A 25,891-nucleotide genomic window follows, 5' to 3' on the forward strand; every position below is an offset into this window, starting at 1 on the left:
GCAGGTCGATTGAAGAGTACAGTTCCATGCCGGCCTCCTTCGTGGGCACCGTCGGTTGAGTCGCAACCAAACGATAGTCCCGTGAACGGAGGCCGGCCACTGCGGCTAGATGATTATCAGGTCTTGCTTTTTGCCTCTCATTGCTTTGCATGTCCTAACTCCGCGGCGTGCTGTCCAACTCGATGAAGGCGAAAGACAAGGCGCGACCCCAGATACTTGAGAGAGTGAAAAAAGTCCGGCCTCCCGACAGCACGGGCCTCTCGCTTACTGTCCCGTCATTCCGGCGAAAGCCGGAATCCACGAACGCTGGAATGTCCCGTTGGCCGGTGCACGCATATGCCGGCGTTGGCCATTCCACCGTAGCAACGCGCGTGGATTCCGGCTTTCGCCGGAATGACGGGCTGGATTTCGTGGCACCACAGCTTACGAGTGCCGGTGGTTGCATCTTCACCGAATATCGGTAGCGGCTCTGTAGAGATTGAGGCCGCAAGAAATGATGTCGTCATGCCCGCGCACGCGGGCATCCATTTTTATGCCAGCCGCTAGGCCGGCCTTCCGAGCCCGGTGCGTTGCAGCGCGTTAATCCAAATCCGCCGTCCTGGCGGACGACTAAACTTGGATGCCCGCGTGCGCGGGCATGACGATGTTGTTTCTCACGGCTTGTGTTACCAAGCGCAGACCAACCGTGTATAAGTCTCCAATTCTTCGGCGCCGAGGTTTCGGTACTCAGTCTTGCCTTTCACCCCTCATTGCTTCGCATTCCGTAAACTAGCGGTGTGTTGGCAAATTCGGTGAAGGCAGAAAGCAAGACGCGATCTCAGAGAGCGGGGAAACTAGAAAAACAAACAGTCTCCCGACAGCACGGGCATCCCGCCTACCGTCTCGTCATTCCGGCGAAAGCCGGAATCCACGAACGCTGCAATGTCCCGTTGGCCGGTGAACGCATATGCCGGCGTTGGCCATTCCACCATAGCAGCGCGCGTGGATTCCGGCTTTCGCCGGAATGACAGATCGGAGTGCGAAGCTTGGCGGCTGACGGGAGGCCATGGGTTGAACTTTCTCCGGACAGCAGTGCACGCAGGAGAAAATCGAGTCGTTTCCTGACCCAGCCTGAATGTCGGTCGATTTGCCATGTTTCCATGACACGGCAGGCGCTGCGCCTCGGCTCACGGCCAACCTGGGGCCGCCTGGATCCCCGCCTGCGCGGGGATGACGAAGTAGTGGGCGTGGCGTGTCAGCCCCTGGCCGACATCTTTTTCATTTCCCCGGACAGCCGTGTGCCTTCGCGAGAATGAAGAAATTGGGTGCGAAGCACTCATGCTGACGGGATACTGGTCGCCGACGATGTTTCCCGCACGGAATCAGGTCGCCGCAGGCATGGCGACGGTTTTGTTTCGAAACCCTCAGCTCGTCGAATCAAACTCCATCCAGCACCCGCGGCAACACCCCCGCCGCCGTCCCCCGCAAGCACAAATGCGCCTGGTCGTCGATCTCGCTCGGCTGCGGATTGACGATCGCGACGTGCGCCCCCGCCTCGTGCGCCACCTGCGCCAGCCCGGCGGCGGGCCAGACGGCCCCTGAGGTGCCGACGACCAGCATCACGTCGCATTCGAAGGCGGCCTGTTGCGCGGCTTCCATGGCGCCGTCCGGCAGCATCTCGCCGAACCAGACCACGCCCGGGCGCACCAGATTGCCGCAGTGCGGGCACTTCGGCGGACGGCCGGGGACGGCGCCAGACACGTCGGTCAGCGACGGTTGGTGAGTGCAGCGCTCCAGCCAGCGGTCGAGCAGGATGTCGCCGTGCAGCCGCAGCGTGTCGCCGTTGCCAGCGCGCTGGTGCAGGTCGTCCACGTTCTGCGTTACCAGGGTCAGGCGGCCGGGGTGGCGCTGGGCATAGGCGCCCAGCGCCAGGTGCCCAGCGTTGGGCTGGGCCCGGCGCACGCCCTCGCGGCGCTCGGCGTACCAGTCCCAGACCATGCGCGGATCGGCCCGGAAACCGGCCTCGCTGGCGAGCTGCATGGGGTCGAACCGAGACCAGTAGCCGGTCTGCGCGTCGCGGAAGGTGGGGATGCCGCTCTCGGCCGACATGCCCGCGCCGGTGAGCACGCACACCTTGCGCGCCGTGGCCAGGCGGGTGCGCAGGTCGGCGATGTCGCGGTCGGTGTGCTGCGTCATGGCCGGTCCCCGGTGGGCGTCAGGCCCCGCGCTGCCGCCGCGCCTCGTACAGGCACACGGCCGCGGCCACCGACACGTTCAGGCTCTCCACCGCGCCCTGCATCGGGATGCGGACCAGTTCATCACAGGTCTTGCGCGTGAGCTGGCGCATGCCGGGCCCTTCCGCGCCCAGCACCAGCGCCACAGGGCCCTTGAAATCGACCTCGTAGATCGTCTTCTCCGCGTCCTCGGCGGTGCCGATGACCCAGATGTCGCGCTCCTTGAGTTCATTCAGGCTGCGCGCCAGGTTCGTGACCATCAAATAAGGCACCGTCTCGGCCGCGCCGCTGGCGACCTTGGCCACCGTGGCGTTCAGGCCCACGGCGTGGTCCTTGGGCGCCACCACCGCGTGCGCGCCGGCGCCGTCGGCCACGCGCAGGCAGGCGCCCAGGTTGTGCGGGTCGGTCACGCCGTCGAGCACCAGCAGCAGCGGCGGGCCCTCCACGCCGTCGAGCACGTCGTCGAGCGAGTGCTGCTGCGCCAGCGCCTGCACCCGGGCCACCACGCCCTGGTGCCGCGGCGCGCCGCAGATCCTGGTCAGCCGCTCGTCGTCGCTCTCGATGAGCTTCATGCCGGCTTCCTTGGCGCGCTCCACGAACTGGCGCATGCGGGCGTCGCGCCGCGTGGCGTCGATGTGGATCTCGGTGATGGACTGCGGCGCCGTCTTCAGGCGCACGGTCACGGCGTGGAAGCCGAACAGCAAGCGGTTGGATGCATTCATCGGCCGCATTATCGTCCCCGCGTCCAGGGGGCCCAGTGCCGGAAAGCCCAGCGCCGGCGCGCACTTGGCGCGCACCCGCCGCGCCGCGCCTCAGGCCTCGGCCAGCTCCCGCTCCACCCTGATGAAACCCTTGCCGTCGCGGCGGATGAGCCCTTCGGCCTCCAGCTGCGCCAGGTAGCGCCGCACCATCGGCGCGCCGCAGCGCACCGCCGCCTGCACGCCGCGGATGCTGGGCGTGATGGAGCCGTCGCGCACGCCGTCGCGCACGCGGGCCAGCCGGGCGTCCTCGCCGCCCGGGGCATTGGATTCGGCCGGTTCGGCCTCGTCGTCGACCGGCGGCATCGTGCCCGCCGTGTCCGCCGTGTTCGCGGACACGTCGCCGGACACGAACACGGACACACCCGGCACGGCCGCGCCGGACACGCCCTCGGCCGCCGCCTTTTCAAGCGCCCGGCCGCTCCAGGTCAGGGCTTCGGCCTTCAGCGGCACGAGGGACACCGAGGCCGGCGCCACCGTGCCGTGCGCCGGCGTCCCGGCCGTCCAGGCGAAATGGGACAGCGGCACCGGACCGGCCGGCGCGGACACGGCAGGCACGCCGGACACGGCCCCGGATACGTCAGGCATACCCTCGGACACGCCGGACACGGCCGGCGCGGACACGGCGGCATCCGCCACGGACACGCTCTCCTCGCGCGCGGCGCCCTCCCCCGCCGCGCGCAGCAGCGAGCCGGCGGCGCCGAACAGCACCAGCCCGGCCACGGAGACCAGCAGCCCGCGCGTGACGGCGTAGGCCAGCGCGCCGTGCTCGCCCAGGATCTGCGTCGCGGTGGGCCGCTGCCCGGCCTGCAGCGCGGCCAGCTCGGCGCCGCGCGCCTGCGCCTGGCGCTCGGCGTCCAGCGCCGCGGCCAGCGATTCGGCCGCCGACTGGCGCGAGGCCAGCACCTTCGACTGCGAGGACGCCGCGGCCGCGTTGCGCAACTCCTCGGCCGTGGCCCGCAGCGCGTTGATGGACGCCTGCAGCGTGCGCATCTGCGCCTGGCGCGCGTCGGCGCTGACGTCGGCCGTGCGCGTGATGCCCTGCTGCACCAGCACGATGGTCAGGCACTCGAAGGCCAGCACCGCCGCCGCCAGCGCGGCCAGGCTCCAGCGCTGCGCGCGCAGCCGCTCGCGTGGCAGCATCGCCGCCATGCCGAAGGCCGCCATCTCCAGCACCACCAGCAGCGCCGACGTGGCGCCGGCCAGGCTGCGCGCGGCCTCGTCGGATTCCAGTGCCCGCGCGCCGTACTCGAAATAGCCCAGCGTCACCACGCTGGCCCAGGTGCCCAGCCCGCCGCACAGCAGCGCCAGCGTCAGGCACACCCAGCGCGGCATCACGCCGGCGCGCGCGAACGGCGCGGCCTGTGCGGAAACCAGCGGCTCGGGAGGAAAGGACAGCACGGCCGTGTTCGCCTTCCGGGCGGCGATCTCATCGAATCTCATGGGAGGTACTGCGAAGGGATTGCTCTGCGAAAACGGATGGGCTCGAACGCCGCGGCGCGGCGGCTCGTGCCGAAAGGGGCGCAAGCCTACTGCCCAATCGGCCCGATTTCCTGTCCGGACCGTGGCAAAAGGCGCCGTCTCGCTACTTCGTCATGGCGGCGTAGGCCAGCACCAGGGCGATGAGCACCGGCTGGTGCACCATGTAGAAGGTCAGCGGCCAGCGGCCGAGCCGCGCCAGCGGCATCAGCGCCGCCGGCAGCGCGCCGGAGAGCAGGCCGCGGCGGTGCGCCAGCAGCCACTGCCCGGCGGCGAGCCCCAGCAGCATCACGCCCAGCCAGGGCAGCACCGGCACGTAGTCCTCGGTGACGGGCTTGCGCGTCACCAGCCCGGTCCAGTTCAGCCAGCGGTTGTCGAACACCGGGTGCTGCACGACGTGGGGCAACAGCAACGCCAGCAGTGCCAGCGGCCACAGCCCGCGGCCCAGCGGCGCCAGCGCCCGCGCCAGGACCAGCATCACGGCCATGCCGTGCAGCACGCCGAACGAGATCCAGCTGCGCGGGAACATGAACCACGAGCCCAGCGACACCAGCAGCGCGCATCCTGCTATCTGCGCCCAGCGCCACCAGAAGCGCGCCGGCCGCTGGCCCAGGTCCTGCGCCAGCGCCTGCGACAGCCCGGCGCAGAACAGGAACAGGCTGACGATGGCCGTGCGCTGCCCGGTCCAGAACGGGTCGGCATAGAAATTCTGGGGCGGCTGCAGCAGCCGGTAGAAGTTCAGGTCGAAGCTGAGGTGGAACAGCGCCATCCACACCATGGCGAGGGCGCGCAGGGCGTCGAGGCGGTCGTAGCGTTCGTGCTGCGGCATGGCCCGGATCGTAGCGGCCGGCTTCTTATGATCGGCGCTTCGAACTCCAGGACTCGTTGCGCATGAAGCTTTCTCCCTCCCTCCCGCCGCGATCCCGCCGTGCCCTGCTGCAGGCGCTGCTGCTGGCCAGCGGCGCGGCGGGATTGGGCGCGCCGTGGCCCTCCTCGGCCTGGGCCCAGGGCACGAAGGGCCGCGCCGAGGCGCAGCCGCGCGCCGTGGCGCCGCGCGGGCCGCTGGACGCCGACGAGCGCAACCACATCGACGTGTTCAAGCGCATCTCGCCCTCGGTGGTGAACATCACGAGCCTGGCGCTGCAGCGCGACTTCTTCTCGCTCAACGTCTCGCAGGTGCCCAACGGCACGGGCACCGGCTTCGTCTGGGACGACGCCGGGCACATCGTGACGAACTTCCACGTCATCCAGGAGGCCAACGCCGCGCGCGTCACGCTCAACGACCAGACCAGCTACCGCGCCGAGCTGGTCGGTGCCTTCCCGGACCGCGACCTGGCCGTGCTGCGCATCGAGGCGCCCAAGGGCCGGCTGCCCGCGATTCCGCTGGGCACCAGCCGCGACCTGCAGGTGGGCCAGAAGGTGTATGCCATCGGCAACCCCTTCGGGCTGGACCAGACCATGACCACCGGCATCGTCAGCGCGCTGAACCGCGAGATCGACTCGGTGACGCGGCGCACCATCCGCGGCGTGATCCAGACCGACGCCGCCATCAACCCCGGCAACTCCGGCGGCCCGCTGCTCGATTCGGCCGGGCGCCTCATCGGCGTCAACACCGCCATCTTCAGCCCCAGCGGCGCGAACTCCGGCATCGGCTTCGCCATTCCGGTGGACGAGGTCAACCGCATCGTGCCGCGGCTCATCCGCGACGGGCGCATCGTGCGGCCCTCGCTGGGCATTGCCGCCGGCACGCGGCAGCTGCAGGAGGCCTTGAAGCTGCCCAAGGGCGTGGCGCTGCTGCGCGTGACGCCGGGCGGCCCGGCGCAGCGCGCGGGGCTGCAGCCCTTCGCCCGCGCCGCCGACGGCGGCATCACCGCCGGCGACGTGATCACCGCCGTCAATGGCGAGCCGGTGACGGACTTCGACGACCTGCTCAACGAGCTGGAGCGCTTCAACAGCGGCGACAGCGTGACCTTGAGCGTCTGGCGTTCCGGGCGCACGCGGCAGGTGAGCGTGCGGCTGGCGGGCGGGGAGTCCTGACAAGGCTTGACGAAAGGCAGGAACGCGGCGGGACTTCGCGGCGACCATCGCGGCCATGACGCGCATCACGATCCTGCAAGGCCACCCCGACGCCGCCGAGCGGCATTTCAACCACGCGCTGGCCGACGCCTATGCCCGCGGTGCCGAGGAGCGCGGCCACGAGGTGCGGCGCATCGAGGTGGCGCAGCTCGACTTCCCGCTGCTGCGCAGCGCCACGCAGTGGACCGAGGGGCTGCTGCCGCCGGGACTGCAGGAGGCGCAGAACGCCATCGGCTGGGCCGAGCACATCGTCATCTTCTTCCCGCTGTGGCTGGGCGGGATGCCGGCGCTGCTGAAGGGCTTCCTGGAGCAGGTGGCGCGGCCGGGCTTCGCCTTCCATCCCGACGGCAAGAACCCGCTGGCCAACAAAGGCCTGACCGGCCGCTCCGCGCGCGTGGTGGTGACCATGGGCATGCCGGCGCTGGTGTTCCGCTTCTACTTCCGCGCCCACAGCCTGAAGTCGCTGGAGCGCAACATCCTGGGCTTCGTGGGCATCGCGCCGATCCACGAGACGCTGGTGGGCGGCATCGGGGAGATGAGCGAGGCGCAGCGTGAGAAGTGGCTCACGAAACTGGAGAACCTGGGGCGGGAGGCGGGTTGAACCCCGCCGCTACCATGCGCGCCCTATGAGCGCGCACCGCACCCGTCAACTCGAACTCCTCTCCCCGGCCCGCGACGCCGACATCGGCATCGAGGCCGTGAACCACGGCGCCGATGCCGTCTACATCGGCGGCCCGGGCTTCGGCGCCCGCGCCTCGGCCGGCAACCCGGTGGCCGACATCGAGCGCCTCACGAAGCACGCCCACCGCTTCGGCGCCAAGGTCTTCATCACCCTCAACACCATCCTGCGCGACGACGAGCTCGAAGGCGCGCGGCGCATGGCCTGGGACGTCCATCACGCCGGCGCCGACGCGCTGATCGTGCAGGACATGGGCCTGCTGGAGCTGGACCTGCCGCCGCTGCAGCTGCACGCCAGCACCCAGTGCGACATCCGCAGCGTCGAGAAGGCGAAGTTCCTGGCCGAGTCCGGCTTCGCGCAGATCGTGCTGGCGCGCGAGCTGACGCTGCCGCAGATCCGCGCCGTGGCCGAGGCGCTGCCGCGCGACACGGTCGTCGAGTTCTTCATCCACGGCGCGCTGTGCGTGGCCTACAGCGGCCAGTGCTACGTCAGCCATGCCTTCACCGGCCGCAGCGCGAACCGCGGCGACTGCTCCCAGGCCTGCCGCCTTCCCTACACCGTGACCGACACGCAGGGCCGCATCGTGGCGCACGACAAGCACGTGCTCTCGATGAAGGACAACAACCAGTCCGCCAACCTTGCGGCGCTGGTCGATGCCGGCGTGCGCAGCTTCAAGATCGAGGGCCGCTACAAGGACATGGGCTACGTGAAGAACATCACCGCCCATTACCGCCGGCTGCTCGACAACGTGCTGGAGCAGCGCCCGGCCCTGGCCCCCGCCTCCAGCGGCCGCACCACCTTCCTGTTCGAGCCCGACCCGGACCGCAACTTCAACCGCGGCGCCACCGACTATTTCGTCAACGGCCGCCAGGACGACATCGGCGCCTTCGACACGCCCAAGCACGCCGGGCTGCCGCTGGGCTACGTCGCGAAGCTGGGCGCGGACAGCGTCGAGGTGGTGCTCGACGCGGGCGTGGGCGCGCTCAACAACGGCGACTCGATCACCTGGTTCGACCTGCAACAGGAGCTGCAGGGCGTGCAGGTCAACACCGTCGAGCTGCTCGACGAGGGCGCGCGGCGCTGGCGCGTGTTCCCCAAGGAGCCGGTGGCACAGCTGAAGGACCTGCGCCGCGACACCGTGCTGCTGCGCAACCGCGACATGGCCTGGGAGCGGCTGCTGAAGAAGAAGTCCGCCGACCGGCGCATCGCCGTGGACCTGTACTTCGAGGAGACGCCGGAAGGCTTCGCCCTGTCACTGACCGACGCGGACGGCCACTACGCGCGCGTGGAGGCGCCGCATGGGCACGAGCGTGCGCAGCAGCCGGAGCGCGTCGAGCCGCAGCTCATCGAGCAGCTGTCCCGGCTGGGGGCGACGATCTTCGAGCCGCGCGAGGTGACGCTGCGGCTGTCGCGCCCCTGGTTCGTGCCGGCGGGCTTCCTCAACGCGCTGCGCCGCGACGCCGTGGCCGCGCTGGAGGCCGAGCGCGAGGCCTGCCGCGAGCGCCTGGCGCCCGTCGCGCCGGTGCAGCCGCCGGTGCCCTACCCCGAGGACACGCTGAGCTACCTGGCCAACGTCTACAACCGCAAGGCGCATGACTTCTACGTGAAGCACGGCGTGAAGGTGGTCGAGGCGGCCTACGAGAGCCACGAGGCGCTGGGCGAGGCCAGCCTGATGATCACCAAGCACTGCGTGCGCTTCAGCTTGAGCCTGTGTCCCAAGCAAGCCAAGGGCGTGACCGGCGTGCAGGGCACGGTGCGCGCCGAGCCGCTGACCATCACGCACGGCGACGAGGTGCTGACGCTGCGCTTCGACTGCAAGCCCTGCGAGATGCACGTGGTCGGGCGCATCAAGAAGAACGTGCTGCAGCAGGCCAAGGCGGCCGAGAAGGCCAGCCTCAAGGGCGTGAACGCGGTGCCGGTGCAGTTCTACCGCACGCGGCCGGGGGCGCCGGGGCGCTGAAGCGCTTGGGCCACACTGCTGCAGCGCGGCGGCGCGCGCTGAGAGCGCGGCCGCCTGCGGGTTACCTCAGATCGAGCCCTTGAGCGCGTTGATCAGCGCCGTGATCGAGTTCGGGCTCAGGTCGGCGTCCAGGTCGAACAGGTCCGCGTTCAACTCGGGCGAGGTGCCCGGCGCCCAGTTGCGCGTGTTGATCACGCAGGCCCAGTCGATGCCGTCGCTGCGCGACACCGCCAGCGTCGAGGCGCCGGGCGTGCTGCCGGAGCGCGCCGAGCCCGCCGCGCGGCCGCCGTTGCCCCACACCGCGTGGCGGCGGATGAACTGCGTCACCGCCTGCGCCGAGGCGCCCAGCCCGGCGTTGGGATCGCCCACCTCGTTGATCTCGCCGCAGCCGCCATACACCGAGGGCACCAGCCGCTCCGAGGCCAGCTTCAGCGGGTTCTTGCCCAGGCCCCAGTCCTCGATGATGGCCATGTCCGACGTGCGCTTCGAAGCTTCCGTCGGGAACACGATCACCTCGGAAATGCCGGCGGGCTGCAGGACCCGCTGCCGCAGGAAATCGAAGAACTTGAGGCCCGACACTTTCTCCACCACCGCGCCGGCCAGCAGATAGCCGAAATTCGAGTAGTGGTATTCGGTGCCCGGATCGCAATCGAGCATCCGGCCGTACATGTAGCGGGCAATGTCGAGCTTGGTCACCGGCGAGTTCAACTCCAGCGCCTGCGCCACCTCGCGCATGCGATAGGTCGGATCGAAACCCGAGCCGCCCTTGTCCACGGCATCGCTGTTGTAGCCGCCCGTGTGGTTGAGCAACTGCTGGATCGTGATGGTGTCGCTGCGCGGGTCTTTCGGTTTGTCAAATCCCAGCAGCGGATAGACGCGGGTTTCGGGTTTCAGGCCGGATTTCGGGTCGTCATACAGCGCCTGCACGGCCGCGCACAGGAAAGCCTTGCTGACGCTGGCCAGCAGGAAACGGTCGGAAGGCTGCGTGTCGCGATAACCCGGCTCGGCCCAGGTATAGGCATGGGAAAACTTGAGCACGCCGTTCCTGGCAATGGCCAGCTGCGCGGCGCGCACGCCATGGGCCTGCATGAATCTTTTCATCAACTGGTCCAGCGGCGCCAGGGCGGGCACCGGCGCGCCGGCCACCGTCCATTGCCGTTTCACCGGAATGTCCTGCTTGGCGAAAATGGCGGCATAACGGGTGGCGCTGCCCACTCCGCCGCCCTGCACGCAAATGGGGTAGAAACCCGCCGCCACCTGCTTGTCGAATTCCGCCTGGTATTGCTGGGCCGTGAGCCCGTGGCGCGCCACCCAGGGCCCGACCACGTCGTCCCTGAATACCGAGCAGTAGGTCTGGTCAGACGACAGGGCCACGATGGCCGGGCGGAAGCCGCTGAGCTGCACGCCGGGCAGCTGCGTGGCGGCGTCGAAGGTGTGCTGGTAGCCCTCGGCCTTGTCCGCGGGAAACACGCGCCATTTCACGAATTCCGGATTCGCATGCCAGACGGCAATATAGCGCTGGTCGCCGGGCGTGCCGTAAATGGCCACCGAGCGCAGAATCATTTTCCGGTTGTAGGCCTGCCTGGTCAGATTCTGGAACGTGCCGGCATTGGCTTCGGGACCCGAGATCATGCCGTGGCGCGCCATCCAAGCACCCATGACGCCCTGCTCGAATACGGCCGCGAAAACCGCGTTGGAGGCCGACCCGGTCGCCGTCACCAGCACCGGCGCAAAACCCTGCGCCTTGGCCTCGTCGAAAACCTGCTGATACTTCTCGGCATTGACGCCATGCACCGCGCGCCACGCCGGCCCGGCGCGCTTGACCCACACGGCGGCATAACGCGCATCGGCCGGGTCGCCAAAGGCGCTGAGGGAAATCATCCGGAATCCCTGCGCACTCAGGGCGTTGAAACGCTCCTGGTGCTGCGCGCCGGTTACTCCATGGTATGCCTGGAACATGGTTTCATTCCTCCTGGACCTGATGATTGCAAACTCCACAGACAGCCGCCCGAGCATTCATCCGGGCGCAGGCGGCTGCGGCGCCGGCCCAATAACCTGACGCTCGTGATGGAAATACTGCCGAGGTACGAACCCGCGCAAAGGCTTTTTGTGTCCGCTATTTACCTGCAACGGGGTGTGTCATGGTCCGGAGATAGGTAGCAGGCGTCAACCGCCCGCGCCGGCAATTTATTCCGTGTTAACCCTGATATTGAGTCCATGTCCCGGCCAGCCGGCTGGCCGGGATGGGGGCGGCGTCAGTGCGACATCAGGACCGGCACCGTCATGGCGCCGAAGATGGAGCGGCTGGCGCCGCCGAGCAGCCGCTCGCGGGTGCGGCTGCGGCCGTAGCAGCCCATGACAAGCAGGTCCGCGCCCAGGTCGGCCACGCGCGACAGCAGCAGCTCGCCCACCTGCCCCTCGTCGCCGCCCTCGGCATGGAACTGCGCCTCCACGCCATGCTGCTGCAGCAGCGGGCGCAGCTCGGCGGGGTCGCCGCCCCAGGACAGCACGTGCACCTGCGCGCCGGGCTGCAGCAGCGCCAGCGCCGCGGACAGCGCGCGCGCCGCCTCGCGCGAGGGCTTCCAGGCCACGACCACGCGCCGTCCCACCTCGTCGAAGCGGCCCGCGTAGGGCACCAGCAGCGCCGGCCGGCCGCTGTCGATCACGACCTGCTCGGCGAAGTCCGCCGGCACGCCGGCGGCGCCGGCCACGTCCGGGTCGTGCTGGCCGACCACGACCAGGTCGTGCAGCAGCGCCTGGCGCGCGAAGGCATCGGCCAGCGGCGCCACGGCGTGCAGCTCGGACCAGTTCAGCCGCGGCGCGCCCGCGGCCGCCGCGGTTTCCTCGAACCAGGCCCGCGCCTGGGCACGGCGCGCTTCGTCGCGCTGCACGTCGTCCAGGGTCAGGCCGCCGCCGCCCAGTGGCAGCGGGAAGTGGCTGGCGGCGCTGGGCGCGGCGCCGTAGAGCGCGAGCAGCCCGGCATCCAGGCGCCCGGCCAGGCGGGCGGCCAGGCCCAGGCGGTCGCGGCTGTGCGGCGCCGCGTCCAGGTGCAGCAGGATCGAGGCAATGGCTTTCATGGCAGTTCTCCCGGGGAGTGGAGGTGGAGGCTTTCGGGCGGCTGCAGTGCCGCCGCGCGCCAGGGTGCGGGCAAGGTCCGCGCCGAACCAGGACTGAAAGTCCGGATTGCGGCCCCGGCGCCGCGGCCTCCCGCGGCCTGGAAACGGCCTGGAAGGCACGGCGGTTGCCTCCCGGACAGGGTGTCCCCTTACCTCAACGAGGCATCACCATGACTTCGCACCGCAACACCCTGCTCGCCCTGGCCCTGGCTGCCGCCGCCGCTACCGCCTTTGCCCAGAGCTCGACCACCACCACGCCCAACAGCACCGTCGGCGTCGACCGCTCGGAAGCCCGGGAAGCCATGCGCGAAGCCGTGCCGCGCTCGGACACCGCCACGGTGACGCGCACGGGCGAGTCCGCGGCCGAGAAGGCCCGCGAAGCCGGCAACGCCACGGCCGACGCGCTCACGCCCGATGCCAGCCGCAATGCCGGCACCGGCACGTCGTCGAGCACGACGGGCGCAGGCACCGGCAGCACCGGCTCGGGCACCATGGGTTCGGGCTCGGCGACGGGCGGCAGCATGGACAGCGGCTCGCAAGGCGCACGCGCGGCGCGCGCCGACCGGGGCTGATCCCGGTCCCGGCCGATACGGGAGCCTTCCGCTCGGCATGCCGGTGCAAGTCGGCATGCCAAGCCCATCCGGACCGCTGCGGCGGTCCGTTTTCATTGGCTCAGTAATGCGGCGGCAGCTCGTCGCGCAGGCTGCGCGGCGCGGCGCCCGCGGCGGGCAGCTGCTCCTGCAGCGCGCGCAGTTGCTGTACCAGATGCTGGATCTGCAGCTGCTGCCGCGCCACGGTGCGGTTCAGCTCCTCCAGCAGGTCGTCGGCGAAGCTGGCCTTGATCTCCAGCGCTTCGAGGCGGCGGTCGGTCTCGACATCCATGCCCGATCCGCCCTCGCTCAGCCGACCCACTTGCGCGCGTTGCGGAACATGCGCATCCACGGGCTGAAGCCCTCCACGCCGGCGCCGCTCCAGCTCATCTGCGCATTGCGGAAGACGCGCTCCGGGTGCGGCATCAGCGCGGTGAAGCGGCCGTCGGCGGTGGTCACCGCAGTCAGGCCGCCGGGGCTGCCGTTGGGGTTCAGCGGGTACTGCTCGGTGGGCTGGCCGTGGTGGTCCACGAAGCGCATGGCGCGCACCACGGCGTTGGCATCGCCGCGCTGCGAGAAGTCGGCATAGCCCTCGCCGTGCGAGACGGCGATCGGCAGCCGGCTGCCGGCCATGCCCTGCAGGAAGATCGACGGGCTCTCCAGCACCTCGACCTGGCTCAGCCGCGCCTCGAACTGCTCGCTCTTGTTGCGCGTGAACTTGGGCCAGGCCTGCGCGCCCGGGATGATGGCGGCCAGCGCGGCCAGCATCTGGCAGCCGTTGCACACGCCCAGCGCGAAGGTTTCATGGCGCCCGAAGAACGCCGCGAACTGCTCGGCCAGCTCGGGGTGGAACATGATGGTCCGCGCCCAGCCCTCGCCGGCACCCAGCGTGTCGCCATAGCTGAAGCCGCCGCAGGCAATGAAGCCCTGGTACTTGTCCAGCGTGGTGCGGCCGGCGAGCAGGTCGCTCATGTGCACGTCGTAGCTCTCGAAGCCGGCGTGCGCCACGGCGTAGCTCATCTCAACCTGCGAGTTCACGCCCTGCTCGCGCAGGATCGCCACCTTCGGCTGCGCGCCCAGGTTCAGGAAGGGCGCGGCCACGTCCTCGGCCGGGTCGAAGGTCAGGTGCAGCTGCAGGCCCGGGTCGTCCTGCGCGCCGGCGGCGGCGTGCTCGGCGTCGGCGCAGTCGGGGTTGTCGCGCTGCTTGGCGATGCGCCAGCTGACCTCGTCCCAGGCCTGGTGCAGGTCGCGCAGCGGGGCGGAGAACACCGTCTTGGTGTCGCGCCAGACTTCCATCACGCCGCGGTCGTTGGGCGTGCCCACGACGTGGCTGTGGCGGCTCAGGCCGAACTCGCGCAGCACGGCGATGACGGCGTCGCGGTCGGCGCGCTTCACCTGCAGCAGCACGCCCGGCTCCTCGTTGAACAGGGCCTTGAGCGTGAGCTCGTTGCGCCGCGCGCTGACGTGCGTGGCCCAGTTCTTGGCGTCGCCGTGATCGGCGCGGCTGTCGCTGATGCCGTCGCCCTCGGTGACCAGCAGGTCCACGTTCAGGCTGATGCCGCGGTGCCCGGCGAAGGCCATCTCGCAGGCGGTGGCCCACAGGCCGCCGTCGCTGCGGTCGTGGTAGGCCAGGATCTTCCCCTCAGAGCGCAGCCGGTTGACGGCCTGCACCAGCGCCTTCAGCCGCGCGGGCTGGTCGAGGTCGGGCACGGCCTCGCCGAAGCCCTGCAGCGTCTGCGCCAGGATCGAGCCGCCCATGCGCTGCCGGCCCTCGGACAGGTCCACCAGGATCAGCGTGCTCTCACCGCCCTGCAGCTGCGGCGTGAGCGTGCCGCGCACGTCGTCGAGCGTGGCGAAGGCCGTGACGATCAGCGACACCGGCGCCACCACCTGGCGCGCCTCGCCGCCGGCGTCGCTCCAGCGCGTGCGCATCGACAGCGAATCCTTGCCCACCGGCACGCCGATGCCCAGCTCCGGGCACAGCTCCATGCCCACGGCCTTGACCGTGTCGTAGAGCGCGGCGTCCTCGCCGGGCTCGCCGCAGGCGGCCATCCAGTTGCAGCTGAGCTTCACCCGCGACAGCTCGATGGGGGCGGCCAGCAGGTTCAGCACGGCTTCAGCCACGGCCATGCGGCCGGAGGCAGGACCATCCACCGCGGCCAGCGGCGTGCGCTCGCCCATGCTCATCGCCTCGCCGCGCAGGCCGGCGTAATCGGCCAGCGTCACGGCGCAGTCGGCCACCGGCACCTGCCACGGGCCAACCATCTGGTCGCGGTGCGACAGGCCGCCCACGGTGCGGTCGCCGATCGTGATCAGGAAGCGCTTGGAGGCGACGGTCGGGTGGCGCAGCACGTCGAAGGCGACCTGCTCCAGCTTCACCTCGGACAGGTCCAGCGCGTCGCCCTGGCGCTGCACGCGCTGGACGTCGCGCTGCATCTTGGGCGGCTTGCCCAGCAGCACGTCCATGGGCATGTCGATGGCGCGCTCGCCGCCGGGGCCGTCTTCCAGGATCAGCTCACGCTCCTGCGTGGTGACGCCGACCACGGCGAACGGGCAGCGCTCGCGCTCGCACATCTGCTCGAAGAGCTCCAGCCTGGCCGGGTCCAGCGCGATGACGTAGCGCTCCTGGCTCTCGTTGCACCAGATCTCCTTCGGCGCCAGGCCGGACTCCTCCAGCGGCACCTTGCGCAGGTCGAACGTGGCGCCCATGCCGGCGCCGTCCACCAGCTCCGGGAAGGCATTGGAGATGCCGCCGGCGCCCACGTCGTGGATGGCCAGGATCGGGTTGCCCTCGCCCAGCGCCCAGCAGTGGTTGATGACCTCCTGCGCGCGGCGCTCGATCTCCGGGTTGCCGCGCTGCACCGAGTCGAAGTCCAGCGCCGCGGTGTTGGTGCCCGCGGCCATGGAGCTGGCGGCGCCGCCGCCCATGCCGATGCGCATGCCCGGGCCGCCCAACTGCACCAGCAGCGTGCCCGGCGCGAAGGAGATCTTGTGCGTCTGGCCGTCGCTGATGGCGCCCAGGCCGCCGGCGATCATGATGGGCTTGTGGTAGCCGCGGCGCACGCCGTCCACGGTCTGCTCGTAGACGCGGAAGTAGCCGCCCAGCGCGGGCCGGCCGAACTCGTTGTTGAACGCGGCGCCGCCCAGGGGCCCCTCGGTCATGATCTGCAGGGCGCTGGCGATGTGCTCGGGCTTGCCGACCGGGTCCTGCTCCCAGGGCTCGCTGGTGCCGGGCAGGTGCAGGTTGGAGACGCTGAAGCCGGTCAGGCCGGCTTTCGGGCGCGCGCCGCGGCCGGTGGCGCCCTCGTCGCGGATCTCGCCGCCGGCGCCGGTGGCCGCGCCGGGGAACGGGGAGATGGCGGTGGGGTGGTTGTGCGTCTCCACCTTCATCAGCACGTGCGCGGTTTCCTGGCGCGCGCCGTAGCGCGGGGCGTCGGTGAAGCCTTGCGGCAGCCAGCGCTCAACCGGGCCGCCTTCCATCACCGCGGCGTTGTCGCTGTAGGCGACGACGCTGTGCTGCGGGCTGACCTTCTCGGTGTTGCGGATCATCCCGAACATGGACAGCGGCTGCTTCTCGCCGTCGATGATGAATTCCGCGTTGAAGATCTTGTGGCGGCAGTGCTCGGAGTTGGCCTGCGCAAACATCATCAGCTCGACGTCGCTGGGGTTGCGCTTGAGGCCCGTGAAGGCGGCGACCAGGTAGTCGATCTCGTCGTCGGACAGCGCCAGGCCGAACTCGCCGTTGGCCTGCTCCAGGGCGGCGCGGCCCTGGCCGAGCACGTCCACGTGCGCCAGCGCTTCGGCGGCGCGCTCGTCGAAGAGGTGCGCGGCGGCCTCGCGCTCGAAGGCGACGCTCTCCGTCATGCGGTCGTGCAGCAGCAGCGCCGCGGCCTGCAGCTCGCGCGGCTCCAGCGGCTTGACGCCGCCCAGCAGCCCGCTCTTGAGCGAGAGCCGGTACTCGGTGACGCGCTCGACGCGGTGGATGCCGATGCCGCAGTTGTGCGCGATGTCGGTGGCCTTGGAGGCCCAGGGCGAGACGGTGCCCAGCCGCGGCATCACCACCACCAGCGCGCCGCTGCCTTCGCCCGCGTAGGGGCTGCCGTAGTCGAGCAGCGCCGCGAGCTTGCGGTGCGCCTCGGGCTCCAGCGGCGCGTCGGCCCAGGCCCAGTGCACGAAGCGCGCGCTCACGCCGGTGATGCGCGGGCTCACCGCCTGGAGCCGCTGCAGCAGCGCCTGGGCACGGAAGGACGACAGGGCATTACCGCCCGCGAAGGAAGACAGGTGTTTGCTGGTCACGCTGGAGGAGCTCGCGTCAAGGGGGCCGGACCGCGCGCCCCGGGAGGCGTCAGGTCCATGCAAACCCGCGATTTTAGAGGGGGGTGAGATAATCCCTGCCCATGACGATCACCATCAAGAGCGCAGCCGACATCGAGGGCATGCGCGTCGCGGGCCGGCTCGCCGCCGAGGTGCTGGACATGCTCACGCCGCACGTGCGCCCGGGCATCACCACCGGCGAGCTCGACAAGCTGGCCCACGACTACATCGTGAACGAGCAGCAGGCCATCCCCGCGCCGCTGAACTACCAGCCCAACGGCTACCCGCCCTACCCCAAGTCGATCTGCACCTCGATCAACGAGCAGGTCTGCCACGGCGTGCCCGGCGAGCGCGCGCTCAAGGTCGGCGACATCGTCAACATCGACGTCACCGTCATCAAGGACGGCTGGCACGGCGACACCAGCCGCATGTTCATCGTCGGCGACGGCAGCATCGCTGCGCGGCGGCTGTGCACCATCACCTACGAGGCGATGTGGAAGGGCATCGAGAAGGTGCGCCCCGGCGCGCGGCTGGGCGACATCGGCAACGTCATCCAGATGTTTGCCGAGAGCCAGGGCTTCAGCGTGGTGCGCGAGTTCTGCGGCCACGGCATCGGGCGCAAGTTCCACGAGGAGCCGCAGGTGCTGCACTACGGCCGCCCCGGCACGCTGGAGGAGCTGGTGCCGGGCATGGTCTTCACCATCGAACCCATGATCAACGCCGGCCGGCGCGAGATCAAGGAGGACCGCAAGGGCGGCAAGTACGACGGCTGGACCATCGTCACCAAGGACCGCTCGCTGTCGGCGCAGTGGGAGCACACGGTGCTGGTCACCGACACCGGCTACGAGATCCTGACGGCCTCGGCCGGCATGCCCCCGCCGCCGGCCTTCGTCAAGCAGCCCGCCGCGGCCGCCTGAAGCGGCCCCCGACGAGCCTTTCCCGCAGTCCACACGCCGCCGCAGTCCACCGATGTCCGCGATCCCCAGCCCGGCGCCGGGCAACCTGGCGACGCTGCGCCAGCAGTTCCGCAGCGGCAAGGCCGCGCTGATCCAGACCTTCCGCGACGCGCACCCGAGCGTGCCCGCGACCACGCAGCTGCTGCACGGGCTGGCGCGCCACGTGGACGCCACGCTGATCCGGCTCTGGCAGCAGTGCGGCCTGCCCGACGACGCGGCGCTGGTGGCGGTGGGCGGCTACGGCCGCGGCGAGCTCTTCCCCTACTCCGACGTGGACGTGCTGCTGCTGCTGCCCAACGGCTGCGCGCTGTGCGAGCTGCCGCCCGACGCGCCCGCCTGCGGCCAGCTGCAGCAGCTGCGCGGGTCGGTGGAGCGCTTCATCACCGCGTGCTGGGACATCGGGCTGGAGATCGGCTCCTCGGTGCGCACGCTCGACGAGTGCGTGGATGAAGCCAAGCGCGACGTCACCATCCAGACCTCGCTGCTGGAGTCGCGGCTGATCTGCGGGCCCAAGAAGTTCTTCGAGGAGTTCCGCAAGGCCACCGACGCCGCCGTGGACGCCCGGGCCTTCATGCGTGCCAAGACGCTGGAGATGCGCCAGCGCCACGTCAAGTACGAGGACACGCCCTACGCGCTGGAGCCCAACTGCAAGGAAAGCCCGGGCGGCCTGCGCGACCTGCAGGTGCTGCGCTGGGTGGCGCTGGGCGCGGGACTCGGGCGCACCTGGCGCGCCATGGCCAACAACGGCCTGCTCACGCCCTTCGAGGCGCAGCAGCTGCAGCGCAACGAGGGCACGCTCAAGCTCATCCGCGCCCGGCTGCACATGGTCGCCGGGCGGCGCGAGGACCGGCTGGTGTTCGACCTGCAGACGGCCGTGGCCGAGAGCTTCGGGCACCGCGGCACGCGCACGCAGCGCGCCTCCGAGTCGCTCATGCGCCGCTACTACTGGGCCGCCAAGGCCGTGGTGCAGCTCAACCAGATCGTGCTGCTCAACATGGAGGAGCAGATCCAGGGCTCGCGCGACGCGCCGATGCGCCCCATCGACGGCCGCTTCCTGGAGCGCGCCGGCATGCTCGAAGTCGCCAGCGACGACCTCTACGAGCGCGACCCGCACGCCATCCTGGAAACCTTCGCGGTGTTCCAGCGCGAGCTCGGCATCAAGGGGCTGTCGGCGCGCACCTGGCGCGCGCTCTACAACGCGCGCGGCCTCATGAACGGCGAGTTCCGCCGCGACCCGGTCAACCGCGCCACCTTCCTGCGCATCCTGCAGGCCCCCGAAGGCCAGACGCGCACCTTCCGGCTCATGAACCAGAGCTCGGTGCTGGGCCGCTACCTGTGGGTGTTCCGCCGCATCGTCGGGCAGATGCAGCACGACCTGTTCCACGTCTACACCGTGGACCAGCACATCCTGATGGTGCTGCGCAACGTGCGCCGCTTCTTCATGCCCGAGCATGCGCACGAGTACCCGTTCTGCTCGCAGCTGGCGCTGCAGTTCGAGCGGCCCTGGGTGCTCTACATCGCCGCCCTCTTCCACGACGTGGCCAAGGGCCGCGGCGGCGACCACTCGGCGCTGGGCGCCACCGAGGTGCGGCGCTTCTGCCGCGAGCACGGCCTCGCGAAGGAAGACGCGCAGCTGGCCGAGTTCCTGGTGGCCGAGCACCTGGGCATGAGCCGCGTGGCGCAGAAGGAGGACCTCTCCGACCCCGAGGTCATCCACGCCTTCGCCGCCAAGGTGCGCGACGAGCGCAACCTCACCGCGCTGTACCTGCTGACGGTGGCCGACATCCGCGGCACCGGCCCCAAGGTCTGGAACGCCTGGAAGGGCAAGCTGCTCGAGGACCTCTACCGGCTGACGCTGCGCGCCCTGGGCGGCGCCAAGCCCAGCCAGGAAGCCGACATCGAGGCGCGCAAGGCCGAGGCGCGCTCGCTGCTGGCGCTGGCCTCGCAGCTGCCCGGCACCGAAGGGCCGCTGTGGAAGACGCTGGAGCTGAGCTACTTCGCGCGCCACGACGCCGCCGAGATCGCCTGGCACGCGCGCGCGCTGTGGCGCTTCGTGGCCAGCGCCGAGCCGGTGGTGCGGGCGCGGCCCTCGCCCATCGGCGAGGGGCTGCAGGTGCTGGTCTATGCCCCGGACAAGCCGGACCTCTTCGCGCGGCTGTGCGGCTACTTCGACGGCGCGGGCTTCAACATCCAGGACGCCAAGGTCCACACCACGCGCAGCGGCTACGCGCTGGACACCTTCCAGGTCGTGCATCCGCGCCTGGAGGAGCCCGGCTCGGCCAGCTACCGCGACCTCACCGCGCTGGTCGAGACCCAGCTCGGCGCCGCGCTGCGCGCCAGCGGCCCGCTGCCCGAGCCCAGCCGCGGGCGCGTGTCGCGGCGGGTCAAGTCCTTCCCGGTGATGCCGCGCGTGTCGCTGCGCCCGGACGAGCGGGCGCAGCGCTGGCTGCTGTCGGTCAGCACCAGCGACCGCTCCGGGCTGCTCTACGCGCTGGCGCGCGTGCTCGCGGCGCACCACATCAACCTGCAGCTGGCCAAGATCAGCACCCTGGGCGAGCGCGTGGAAGACACCTTCCTCGTCGACGGCCCCGAGCTGCAGCACGCGCGCAAGCAGCTGCAGATCGAGAGCGAGCTGCTCGACGCGGCGGCGCCGCTGCCCAGTTAACAAGCACCGTTCGGGCTGAGCCTGTCGAAGCCTGCTGCGGGCCCGGGTCGCGGCCCTTCGACAAGCTCAGGGCGAACGGGAAATGGATGAGTTCCTTATTGCCATGTCCCTGACCATCGTGGAGGCCCGCGAGGCCGCCGACCGCCTGGGCGAGTTCGACAGCGTCATCGACGCGCGCTCGCCCGGCGAATTCGCCGAGGACTACCTGCCCGGCGCGCTGAACTGGCCCGTGCTCGACGACGGCGAGCGCCGCCTGGTGGGCACGCTCTACAAGCAGGTGTCGGCCCTGCACGCGCGCAAGGTGGGCGCCGCGCTGGTGGCGCGCAACGTCGCGCGCCACATCGAGCAGGCCGTGTCCGACAAGCCGCGCGAGTGGCGCCCGCTGGTGTACTGCTGGCGCGGCGGGCAGCGCTCGGGGAGCCTGGCGTGGTTCCTGTCGCAGATCGGCTTCCGCACCTCGCAGCTCGCCGGCGGCTACAAGGCCTTCCGCAACCTCGTGCGCGAGGACCTGGAGCGGCTGCCCGAAACGTTCGGGTTCCACGTGCTGGCCGGGCGCACCGGCAGCGGCAAGACGCGGCTGCTGCAGGCGCTGCGCCAGCAGGGTGCGCAGGTGCTGGACCTGGAGGCGCTGGCCTGCCACCGCGGCTCGGTGCTGGGCGGCCTGCCCGGACAGCCGCAGCCGCCGCAAAAGCGCTTCGACACGCTGCTGTGGCAGGCGCTGCGCGCACTCGACCCGGCGCGGCCCGTGTTCGTGGAAAGCGAGAGCCAGAAGGTGGGCAGCGTGCGCGTGCCCGACGCGCTGATCCTGCGCATGCGCGAGCACGGCCGCTGCACCGTGGTGGAGATGAGCGAGGCCGCGCGCGTGGAGCTGCTGCTGCAGGAGTACGGCTTCTTCGCCGCCGACACCGAGCGCTTCTGCCGCCTCATCGACGGCTTGGTCGAGCTGCGCGGGCACGAGACCGTGCAGCGATGGCAGCGCATGGCGCGCGCCGGCGCCTGGGCCGAGGTGTTCGCCGAGATGATGCGCGAGCACTACGACCCGCTGTACCTGCGCAGCATGGACCGCAACTTCCGCCACCTGGCGCAGGCGCCGAGCCTGGCGGTGCGCGACGGCGGCGAGGCCAGCATGCAGGACGCCGCGCGGGAGTTGCTGCAGGCCTCCTGAAGCGGCCTTGAGGCCGCTTAAAGTGGGGGGTCCCCACTTCGGCGAGAGTTGCCTTCCAGCATGCGCACCACCGAACCCGCCATCGAACAGTCCCGCCGCTTCGGCGTGCGGCCCATCCCCCTGCTGCGGCCCCTGGGCTGGCTGGCGCGCGGCTGGCAGGACCTGGTCCACGCGCCGATGCCGGGGCTGGCGCACGGCGTGGTGTTCGCGCTGTTCGGCGCGCTGCTGGTGGTGGCGGCGACGGAGCATTTCTGGCTGCTGGCCAGCGCGTTTTCCGGCTTCCTGCTGGTGGCGCCGCTGCTGGCCACGGGGCTCTATGCGGTCAGCCGCGCGCTGCACAAGAAGCAGCCCGCGACGCTGCGCACCGCGCTGCGCGCCTGGAAGCCCGACGACGGGCGGCTGATCATCTTCGGGATGCTGCTGGCCTTCGCCGGCACGGGCTGGGTGATGACGTCCACCTCGTTCATCCTCACCTTCGCCCCGGCGCCGGTGCACACGGCGCAGGACTTCGTGCAGCACGTGGTGCTGTCCGGCGAGGGGCGGCTGTTCGAGGCCTGGCTACTGCTGGGCGGCGTGCTGGCCGCGCCGGTGTTCGCGTCGTCGGTGGTGGCCATCCCGATGCTGCTGGACCGGCGCGTGGGCGTGCTGGTGGCGGTGCTCACGAGCTGGCGCGTGGTGGTGCAGCACCCGCTGCCGCTGGCGCTGTGGGCGGCGCTGATCATGGCGCTGACGCTGGTGGGCATGGCCACGCTGCTGCTGGGCCTGATCGTGGTGCTGCCGTGGCTGGCGCATTCGAGCTGGCATGCCTACCGCGACCTGGTGGACACCTCCAACTGGCACGAGCTGCCCTGAAGAAGACTTGATGCCTCCTGGACCGGGCCCGGCGCAGGCTCGGCCGAACGGCGGTTGGGCGCCGTGGGGCGACACGACTACAACAAGACGACGATGTTCGAATTCAACGAGGAAAACATTGCCCAGCTGGGCCTGACCGTCGGCGTCACGGCCTTCATGCTGTACATGGTGTTCATCATCTTCCAGCTCGCGCGCGAGTCGAAGGCCGGCAAGCTGGGCACCTTCATCCTGTTCCTGGCGCTGGGCTTCGGGCTGCTGGGCTTCGCGGCCAAGGGCGTGCTCAAGTATTTCCTGGGGGGCGTCGGGGATTGATGCTGTCGATTCCCGGCCACAGGCCTCTTCAGATTTCGATGATGGTGTCGGAGTAACGAGCCACCATCGGATCGTGAGTCATCAAGCGCATCGGCTCGGTCAGCGCTTGCGCCACCAGCAGGCGATCGAATGGATCCTGGTGGTGAGCTGGCAACGCTTCAATGGCAGCCGCGTGCTCGGCTTCGATGGCCAGCAACCTGTAGCCTGAGTCCCGGAAGTAGCGCGCAGCATCCCGGCCCGACACGGGCATGTCGCCCCGTCCCAGCGAGTGCTTGATCGCAATCTCCCAGACACTCGCCACGCTGACCCAGACTGTCGTTGTCGGCGAGGCAATCAACTCTCGTGCCCTTGATGACAGCCTTGGACTGTCCGTGATCGCCCACAGGGCCACGTGAGTGTCGAGCAGCAGGTTCAAGGCTGAGGCTCGCCGCTGAACAGCTTCGCGACCTCGTCGTTGTGCGCATCGATGCTGTCCGGCACCTCGAACAGTCCCTTCGCGATGCCGAAGCGCTTGCCGACAGGCACGGTCTCCAGCGGAACAAGCCTTGCCGCCGGGCGGCCATTGCGCGCGATCACGATCTCGCGTTCCTGACCCTGCTCGATGGCTTCCACGAGGCGCGACAGCGACGTCCTGGCTTGCGGCAGGTTGATGGTCTGCATGGCATTGCTCCTTGCGCTTCAGCTTAGCGCCCTCGACAAGACCCAAAAAAGGAAAAGGCTGCGCCTGGTGCGCAGCCTTTCGTGGCGTCCTCGCACGTGCACGAGTGCACGCGCATGCACGGCCATCAGCCCATGTGCAGGCCGCCGTTGCAGCTGAAGTCGGCGCCGGTGGTGAAGCCCGACTCCTCGCCGGCCAGCCAGGCCACGATGGAGGCGATCTCCTCCGGCGTGCCCAGGCGGCGGATGGGGATGGTGGCGATGATCTTGTCGAGCACGTCCTGGCGGATGGCCTTGACCATGTCGGTGGCGATGTAGCCCGGGCTCACCGTGTTCACCGTCACGCCCTTGGCCGCCACTTCCTGCGCCAGCGCCATCGTGAAGCCGTGCATGCCGGCCTTGGCCGCGGAGTAGTTGGTCTGGCCGAACTGGCCCTTCTCGCCGTTGACCGAGGAGATGTTGATGATGCGGCCCCAGCCCTGGTCGAGCATGCCGTCGATGACCTGCTTGGTCACGTTGAACATGCTGTCGAGGTTGGTGGACATCACGGCCTGCCAGTCGGCCTTGCTCATCTTGCGGAACTGGCCGTCACGCGTGATGCCGGCGTTGTTGACCAGCACGCTCACGGTGCCGTGCTCGGCCTTGACCTTCTCGAAGGCGGCCACGGTCGAGTCCCAGTCGGCGACGTTGCCCACCGAGGCGTAGAAGGTGTAGCCCAGCGCCTTCTGCTCGGCGATCCACTTCTCGTGGTCACGGCTCGGCCCGCAGCCGGCGATGACCTTGAAGCCGTCCTTGTGCAGGCGCTGGCACATCGAGGTGCCGATGCCGCCCATGCCGCCGGTGACGTATGCGAGTTTTTGTGCCATCTGTCTCTCCTTCATTGGGCCGTGTGTGAAGCCCTTGGTGGTTTGATTTGATCGGTGTGATCAGCGCTCGACCGCCAGCGCCACGCCCATGCCGCCGCCGATGCACAGCGCGGCCAGGCCCTTCTTCGCGTCGCGGCGCTGCATCTCGTGCAGCAGCGTCACCAGCACCCGGCAGCCCGAGGCGCCGATGGGGTGGCCGATGGCAATGGCACCGCCGTTGACGTTGACCTTCGCGGCGTCCACGCCCAGCTCCTTGTTCACCGCGCAGGCCTGCGCCGCGAACGCCTCGTTGAGCTCGAACAGGTCCACGTCGCCCACCTGCCAGCCCGCGCGCTCCAGCGCCTTGCGCGACGCCGGCACCGGGCCCATGCCCATCGTGGCCGGGTCCAGCCCGCTGGTGCCGAAGCTGGCGATCTTGGCCAGCGGCTTCAGGCCCAGCTGCTCGGCCTTCGCGGCCGACATCACCATCACGGCCGCCGCGCCGTCGTTGATGCCCGAGGCGTTGCCCGCCGTCACGCTGCCGGCCTTGTCGAAGGCCGGGCGCAGACCGGCCAGCGCTTCGGCGTTGGTCTTCTTGTTGATGAACTCGTCGGTGTCGAACAGCAGCGGGTCGCCCTTGCGCTGCGGGATGCTCACCGGGACGATCTCGTCCTTGAAGCGCCCGGCTTCCTGCGCGGCCGCGGCCTTTTGCTGGCTCGCCAGCGCCAGCGCGTCCTGCTGCTCGCGGCTGATGTCGTGCGCCTTGGCCACGTTCTCGGCCGTGATGCCCATGTGGTACTTGTTGTACACGTCCCACAGGCCGTCGTTGATCATCGTGTCCACGAGCTTGCCGTCGCCCATGCGCAGCCCGTCGCGCGAGCCCAGCAGCACGTGCGGGCTGGCGCTCATGTTCTCCTGGCCGCCGGCGATCACGATCTCGCTGTCGCCCCAGGCGACGGCCTGCGCCGCCAGCATCACGGCCTTCAGGCCCGAGCCGCACACGGCGTTGATGGTCAGCGCCGGCGTCTCCTTGGCGATGCCGGCCTTCATCATGGCCTGGCGCGCCGGGTTCTGGCCCGAGCCCGCGGCCAGCACCTGGCCCATGATCACTTCACCGATCTGGTCGGCACCCACGCCGGTCTTGTCCAGCAGCGCCTTGATCACGGTGGCGCCCAGCTCGGGCGCGGAAACCTTGGCCAGCGAACCGCCGAACTTGCCCACGGCGGTGCGGGCGGCGGCGACGATGACGATGTC

21 protein-coding genes are annotated in these 25,891 nt (G+C 70.0%); 9 read left to right on the forward strand and 12 right to left on the reverse strand.

Translation table 11 applies throughout. The annotated features are described in order from the left end of the window. Positions 1–1,416: 1,416 nt before the first annotated feature. The 4 genes from FJ694_RS31300 to FJ694_RS31315 form a co-directional block, all read right to left on the reverse strand. Positions 1,417–2,175, reverse strand: coding sequence for an SIR2 family NAD-dependent protein deacylase (locus FJ694_RS31300; protein ID WP_157271450.1), 759 nt, complete (start codon positions 2,173–2,175; stop codon positions 1,417–1,419). A 19-nt stretch (positions 2,176–2,194) separates the two neighbouring features. Continuing rightward, entirely contained in the window at positions 2,195–2,935 is a 741-nt protein-coding gene (gene rlmB, locus FJ694_RS31305) for a 23S rRNA (guanosine(2251)-2'-O)-methyltransferase RlmB (RefSeq protein WP_157271451.1), read from the reverse strand. 90 nt (positions 2,936–3,025) lie between these two features. Further along, on the reverse strand, positions 3,026–4,414 hold the full coding sequence (locus tag FJ694_RS31310; protein ID WP_157271452.1) for a hypothetical protein: 1,389 nt from the start codon (positions 4,412–4,414) through the stop codon (positions 3,026–3,028). A gap of 142 nt (positions 4,415–4,556) precedes the next feature. Further along, positions 4,557–5,279 (reverse strand): acetyltransferase domain-containing protein, encoded by a 723-nt coding sequence (locus FJ694_RS31315; RefSeq protein WP_157271453.1) that lies wholly within the window; start codon positions 5,277–5,279, stop codon positions 4,557–4,559. 62 nt (positions 5,280–5,341) lie between these two features. Between FJ694_RS31315 and FJ694_RS31320 the strand changes: the two genes are divergently transcribed. Genes FJ694_RS31320 through FJ694_RS31330 form a run of 3 tightly spaced genes read left to right on the forward strand, consistent with a single transcriptional unit; the run spans position 5,342 to position 9,165 of the window. Further along, positions 5,342–6,487: a S1C family serine protease gene (locus FJ694_RS31320; RefSeq protein WP_157271454.1), complete on the forward strand. Its 1,146-nt coding sequence runs from the start codon at positions 5,342–5,344 to the stop codon at positions 6,485–6,487. A 55-nt stretch (positions 6,488–6,542) separates the two neighbouring features. Further along, positions 6,543–7,127, forward strand: coding sequence for an NAD(P)H-dependent oxidoreductase (locus FJ694_RS31325; RefSeq protein WP_157271455.1), 585 nt, complete (start codon positions 6,543–6,545; stop codon positions 7,125–7,127). 25 nt (positions 7,128–7,152) lie between these two features. Continuing rightward, positions 7,153–9,165: a peptidase U32 family protein gene (locus FJ694_RS31330; protein WP_157271456.1), complete on the forward strand. Its 2,013-nt coding sequence runs from the start codon at positions 7,153–7,155 to the stop codon at positions 9,163–9,165. A gap of 66 nt (positions 9,166–9,231) precedes the next feature. Here FJ694_RS31330 and FJ694_RS31335 read toward each other — a convergent pair whose 3' ends face one another. Together FJ694_RS31335 and FJ694_RS31340 are read right to left on the reverse strand one after the other, a co-directional pair. Further along, positions 9,232–11,124, reverse strand: a complete 1,893-nt coding sequence (locus tag FJ694_RS31335; protein WP_157271457.1) for a serine hydrolase — start codon at positions 11,122–11,124, stop codon at positions 9,232–9,234. 296 nt (positions 11,125–11,420) lie between these two features. After that, the gene (locus tag FJ694_RS31340) at positions 11,421–12,242 is read right to left on the reverse strand and encodes a universal stress protein (RefSeq protein ID WP_157271458.1); all 822 of its coding nucleotides are present in this window, start codon (positions 12,240–12,242) and stop codon (positions 11,421–11,423) included. A gap of 209 nt (positions 12,243–12,451) precedes the next feature. Here FJ694_RS31340 and FJ694_RS31345 point away from each other — a divergent pair, with 209 nt between their 5' ends. Continuing rightward, positions 12,452–12,853 (forward strand): hypothetical protein, encoded by a 402-nt coding sequence (locus tag FJ694_RS31345; RefSeq protein WP_157271459.1) that lies wholly within the window; start codon positions 12,452–12,454, stop codon positions 12,851–12,853. A gap of 100 nt (positions 12,854–12,953) precedes the next feature. Here the strand turns inward: FJ694_RS31345 and FJ694_RS31350 are convergent, their stop codons facing one another. Both FJ694_RS31350 and purL read right to left on the reverse strand, forming a co-directional pair. Beyond that, a complete protein-coding gene (locus FJ694_RS31350) occupies positions 12,954–13,163 on the reverse strand; it encodes a SlyX family protein (RefSeq protein WP_157271460.1) in 210 nt (69 codons plus the stop codon). A gap of 17 nt (positions 13,164–13,180) precedes the next feature. After that, entirely contained in the window at positions 13,181–17,167 is a 3,987-nt protein-coding gene (gene purL / locus FJ694_RS31355) for a phosphoribosylformylglycinamidine synthase (RefSeq protein WP_157271461.1), read from the reverse strand. Between the two features lie 101 nt (positions 17,168–17,268). On the opposite strand from purL, the gene map reads away from it, so the two are divergent. From map to FJ694_RS31380, 5 genes are all read left to right on the forward strand, one after another. Further along, on the forward strand, positions 17,269–18,102 hold the full coding sequence (gene map, locus FJ694_RS31360) for a type I methionyl aminopeptidase (RefSeq protein ID WP_157271462.1): 834 nt from the start codon (positions 17,269–17,271) through the stop codon (positions 18,100–18,102). Between the two features lie 52 nt (positions 18,103–18,154). Next, the gene (locus FJ694_RS31365) at positions 18,155–20,806 is read left to right on the forward strand and encodes a [protein-PII] uridylyltransferase (RefSeq protein WP_157271463.1); all 2,652 of its coding nucleotides are present in this window, start codon (positions 18,155–18,157) and stop codon (positions 20,804–20,806) included. A 103-nt stretch (positions 20,807–20,909) separates the two neighbouring features. Continuing rightward, positions 20,910–21,971: a tRNA 2-selenouridine(34) synthase MnmH gene (gene mnmH, locus FJ694_RS31370; RefSeq protein ID WP_157271464.1), complete on the forward strand. Its 1,062-nt coding sequence runs from the start codon at positions 20,910–20,912 to the stop codon at positions 21,969–21,971. A 60-nt stretch (positions 21,972–22,031) separates the two neighbouring features. Further along, positions 22,032–22,823: a DUF2189 domain-containing protein gene (locus FJ694_RS31375; RefSeq protein ID WP_157271465.1), complete on the forward strand. Its 792-nt coding sequence runs from the start codon at positions 22,032–22,034 to the stop codon at positions 22,821–22,823. 93 nt (positions 22,824–22,916) lie between these two features. Continuing rightward, positions 22,917–23,135, forward strand: a complete 219-nt coding sequence (locus FJ694_RS31380) for a DUF2788 domain-containing protein (RefSeq protein WP_157271466.1) — start codon at positions 22,917–22,919, stop codon at positions 23,133–23,135. A gap of 28 nt (positions 23,136–23,163) precedes the next feature. Here the strand turns inward: FJ694_RS31380 and FJ694_RS31385 are convergent, their stop codons facing one another. From FJ694_RS31385 to FJ694_RS31400, 4 genes are all read right to left on the reverse strand, one after another. Then, positions 23,164–23,550, reverse strand: coding sequence for a type II toxin-antitoxin system VapC family toxin (locus FJ694_RS31385; RefSeq protein WP_157271467.1), 387 nt, complete (start codon positions 23,548–23,550; stop codon positions 23,164–23,166). Next, on the reverse strand, positions 23,547–23,795 hold the full coding sequence (locus tag FJ694_RS31390; protein ID WP_157271468.1) for a type II toxin-antitoxin system Phd/YefM family antitoxin: 249 nt from the start codon (positions 23,793–23,795) through the stop codon (positions 23,547–23,549). The genes FJ694_RS31385 and FJ694_RS31390 overlap by 4 nt, the downstream gene beginning before the upstream one ends. Before the next feature lie 125 nt (positions 23,796–23,920). Then, on the reverse strand, positions 23,921–24,658 hold the full coding sequence (gene phbB, locus FJ694_RS31395; RefSeq protein WP_157271469.1) for an acetoacetyl-CoA reductase: 738 nt from the start codon (positions 24,656–24,658) through the stop codon (positions 23,921–23,923). 60 nt (positions 24,659–24,718) lie between these two features. Continuing rightward, a partial coding sequence (locus tag FJ694_RS31400) for an acetyl-CoA C-acetyltransferase (RefSeq protein ID WP_157271470.1) occupies positions 24,719–25,891 on the reverse strand: 1,173 nt, incomplete at its 5' end.

It is taken from the genome of Azohydromonas aeria (assembly GCF_009760915.1).
Lineage (GTDB): Bacteria > Pseudomonadota > Gammaproteobacteria > Burkholderiales > Burkholderiaceae_C > Azohydromonas > Azohydromonas aeria.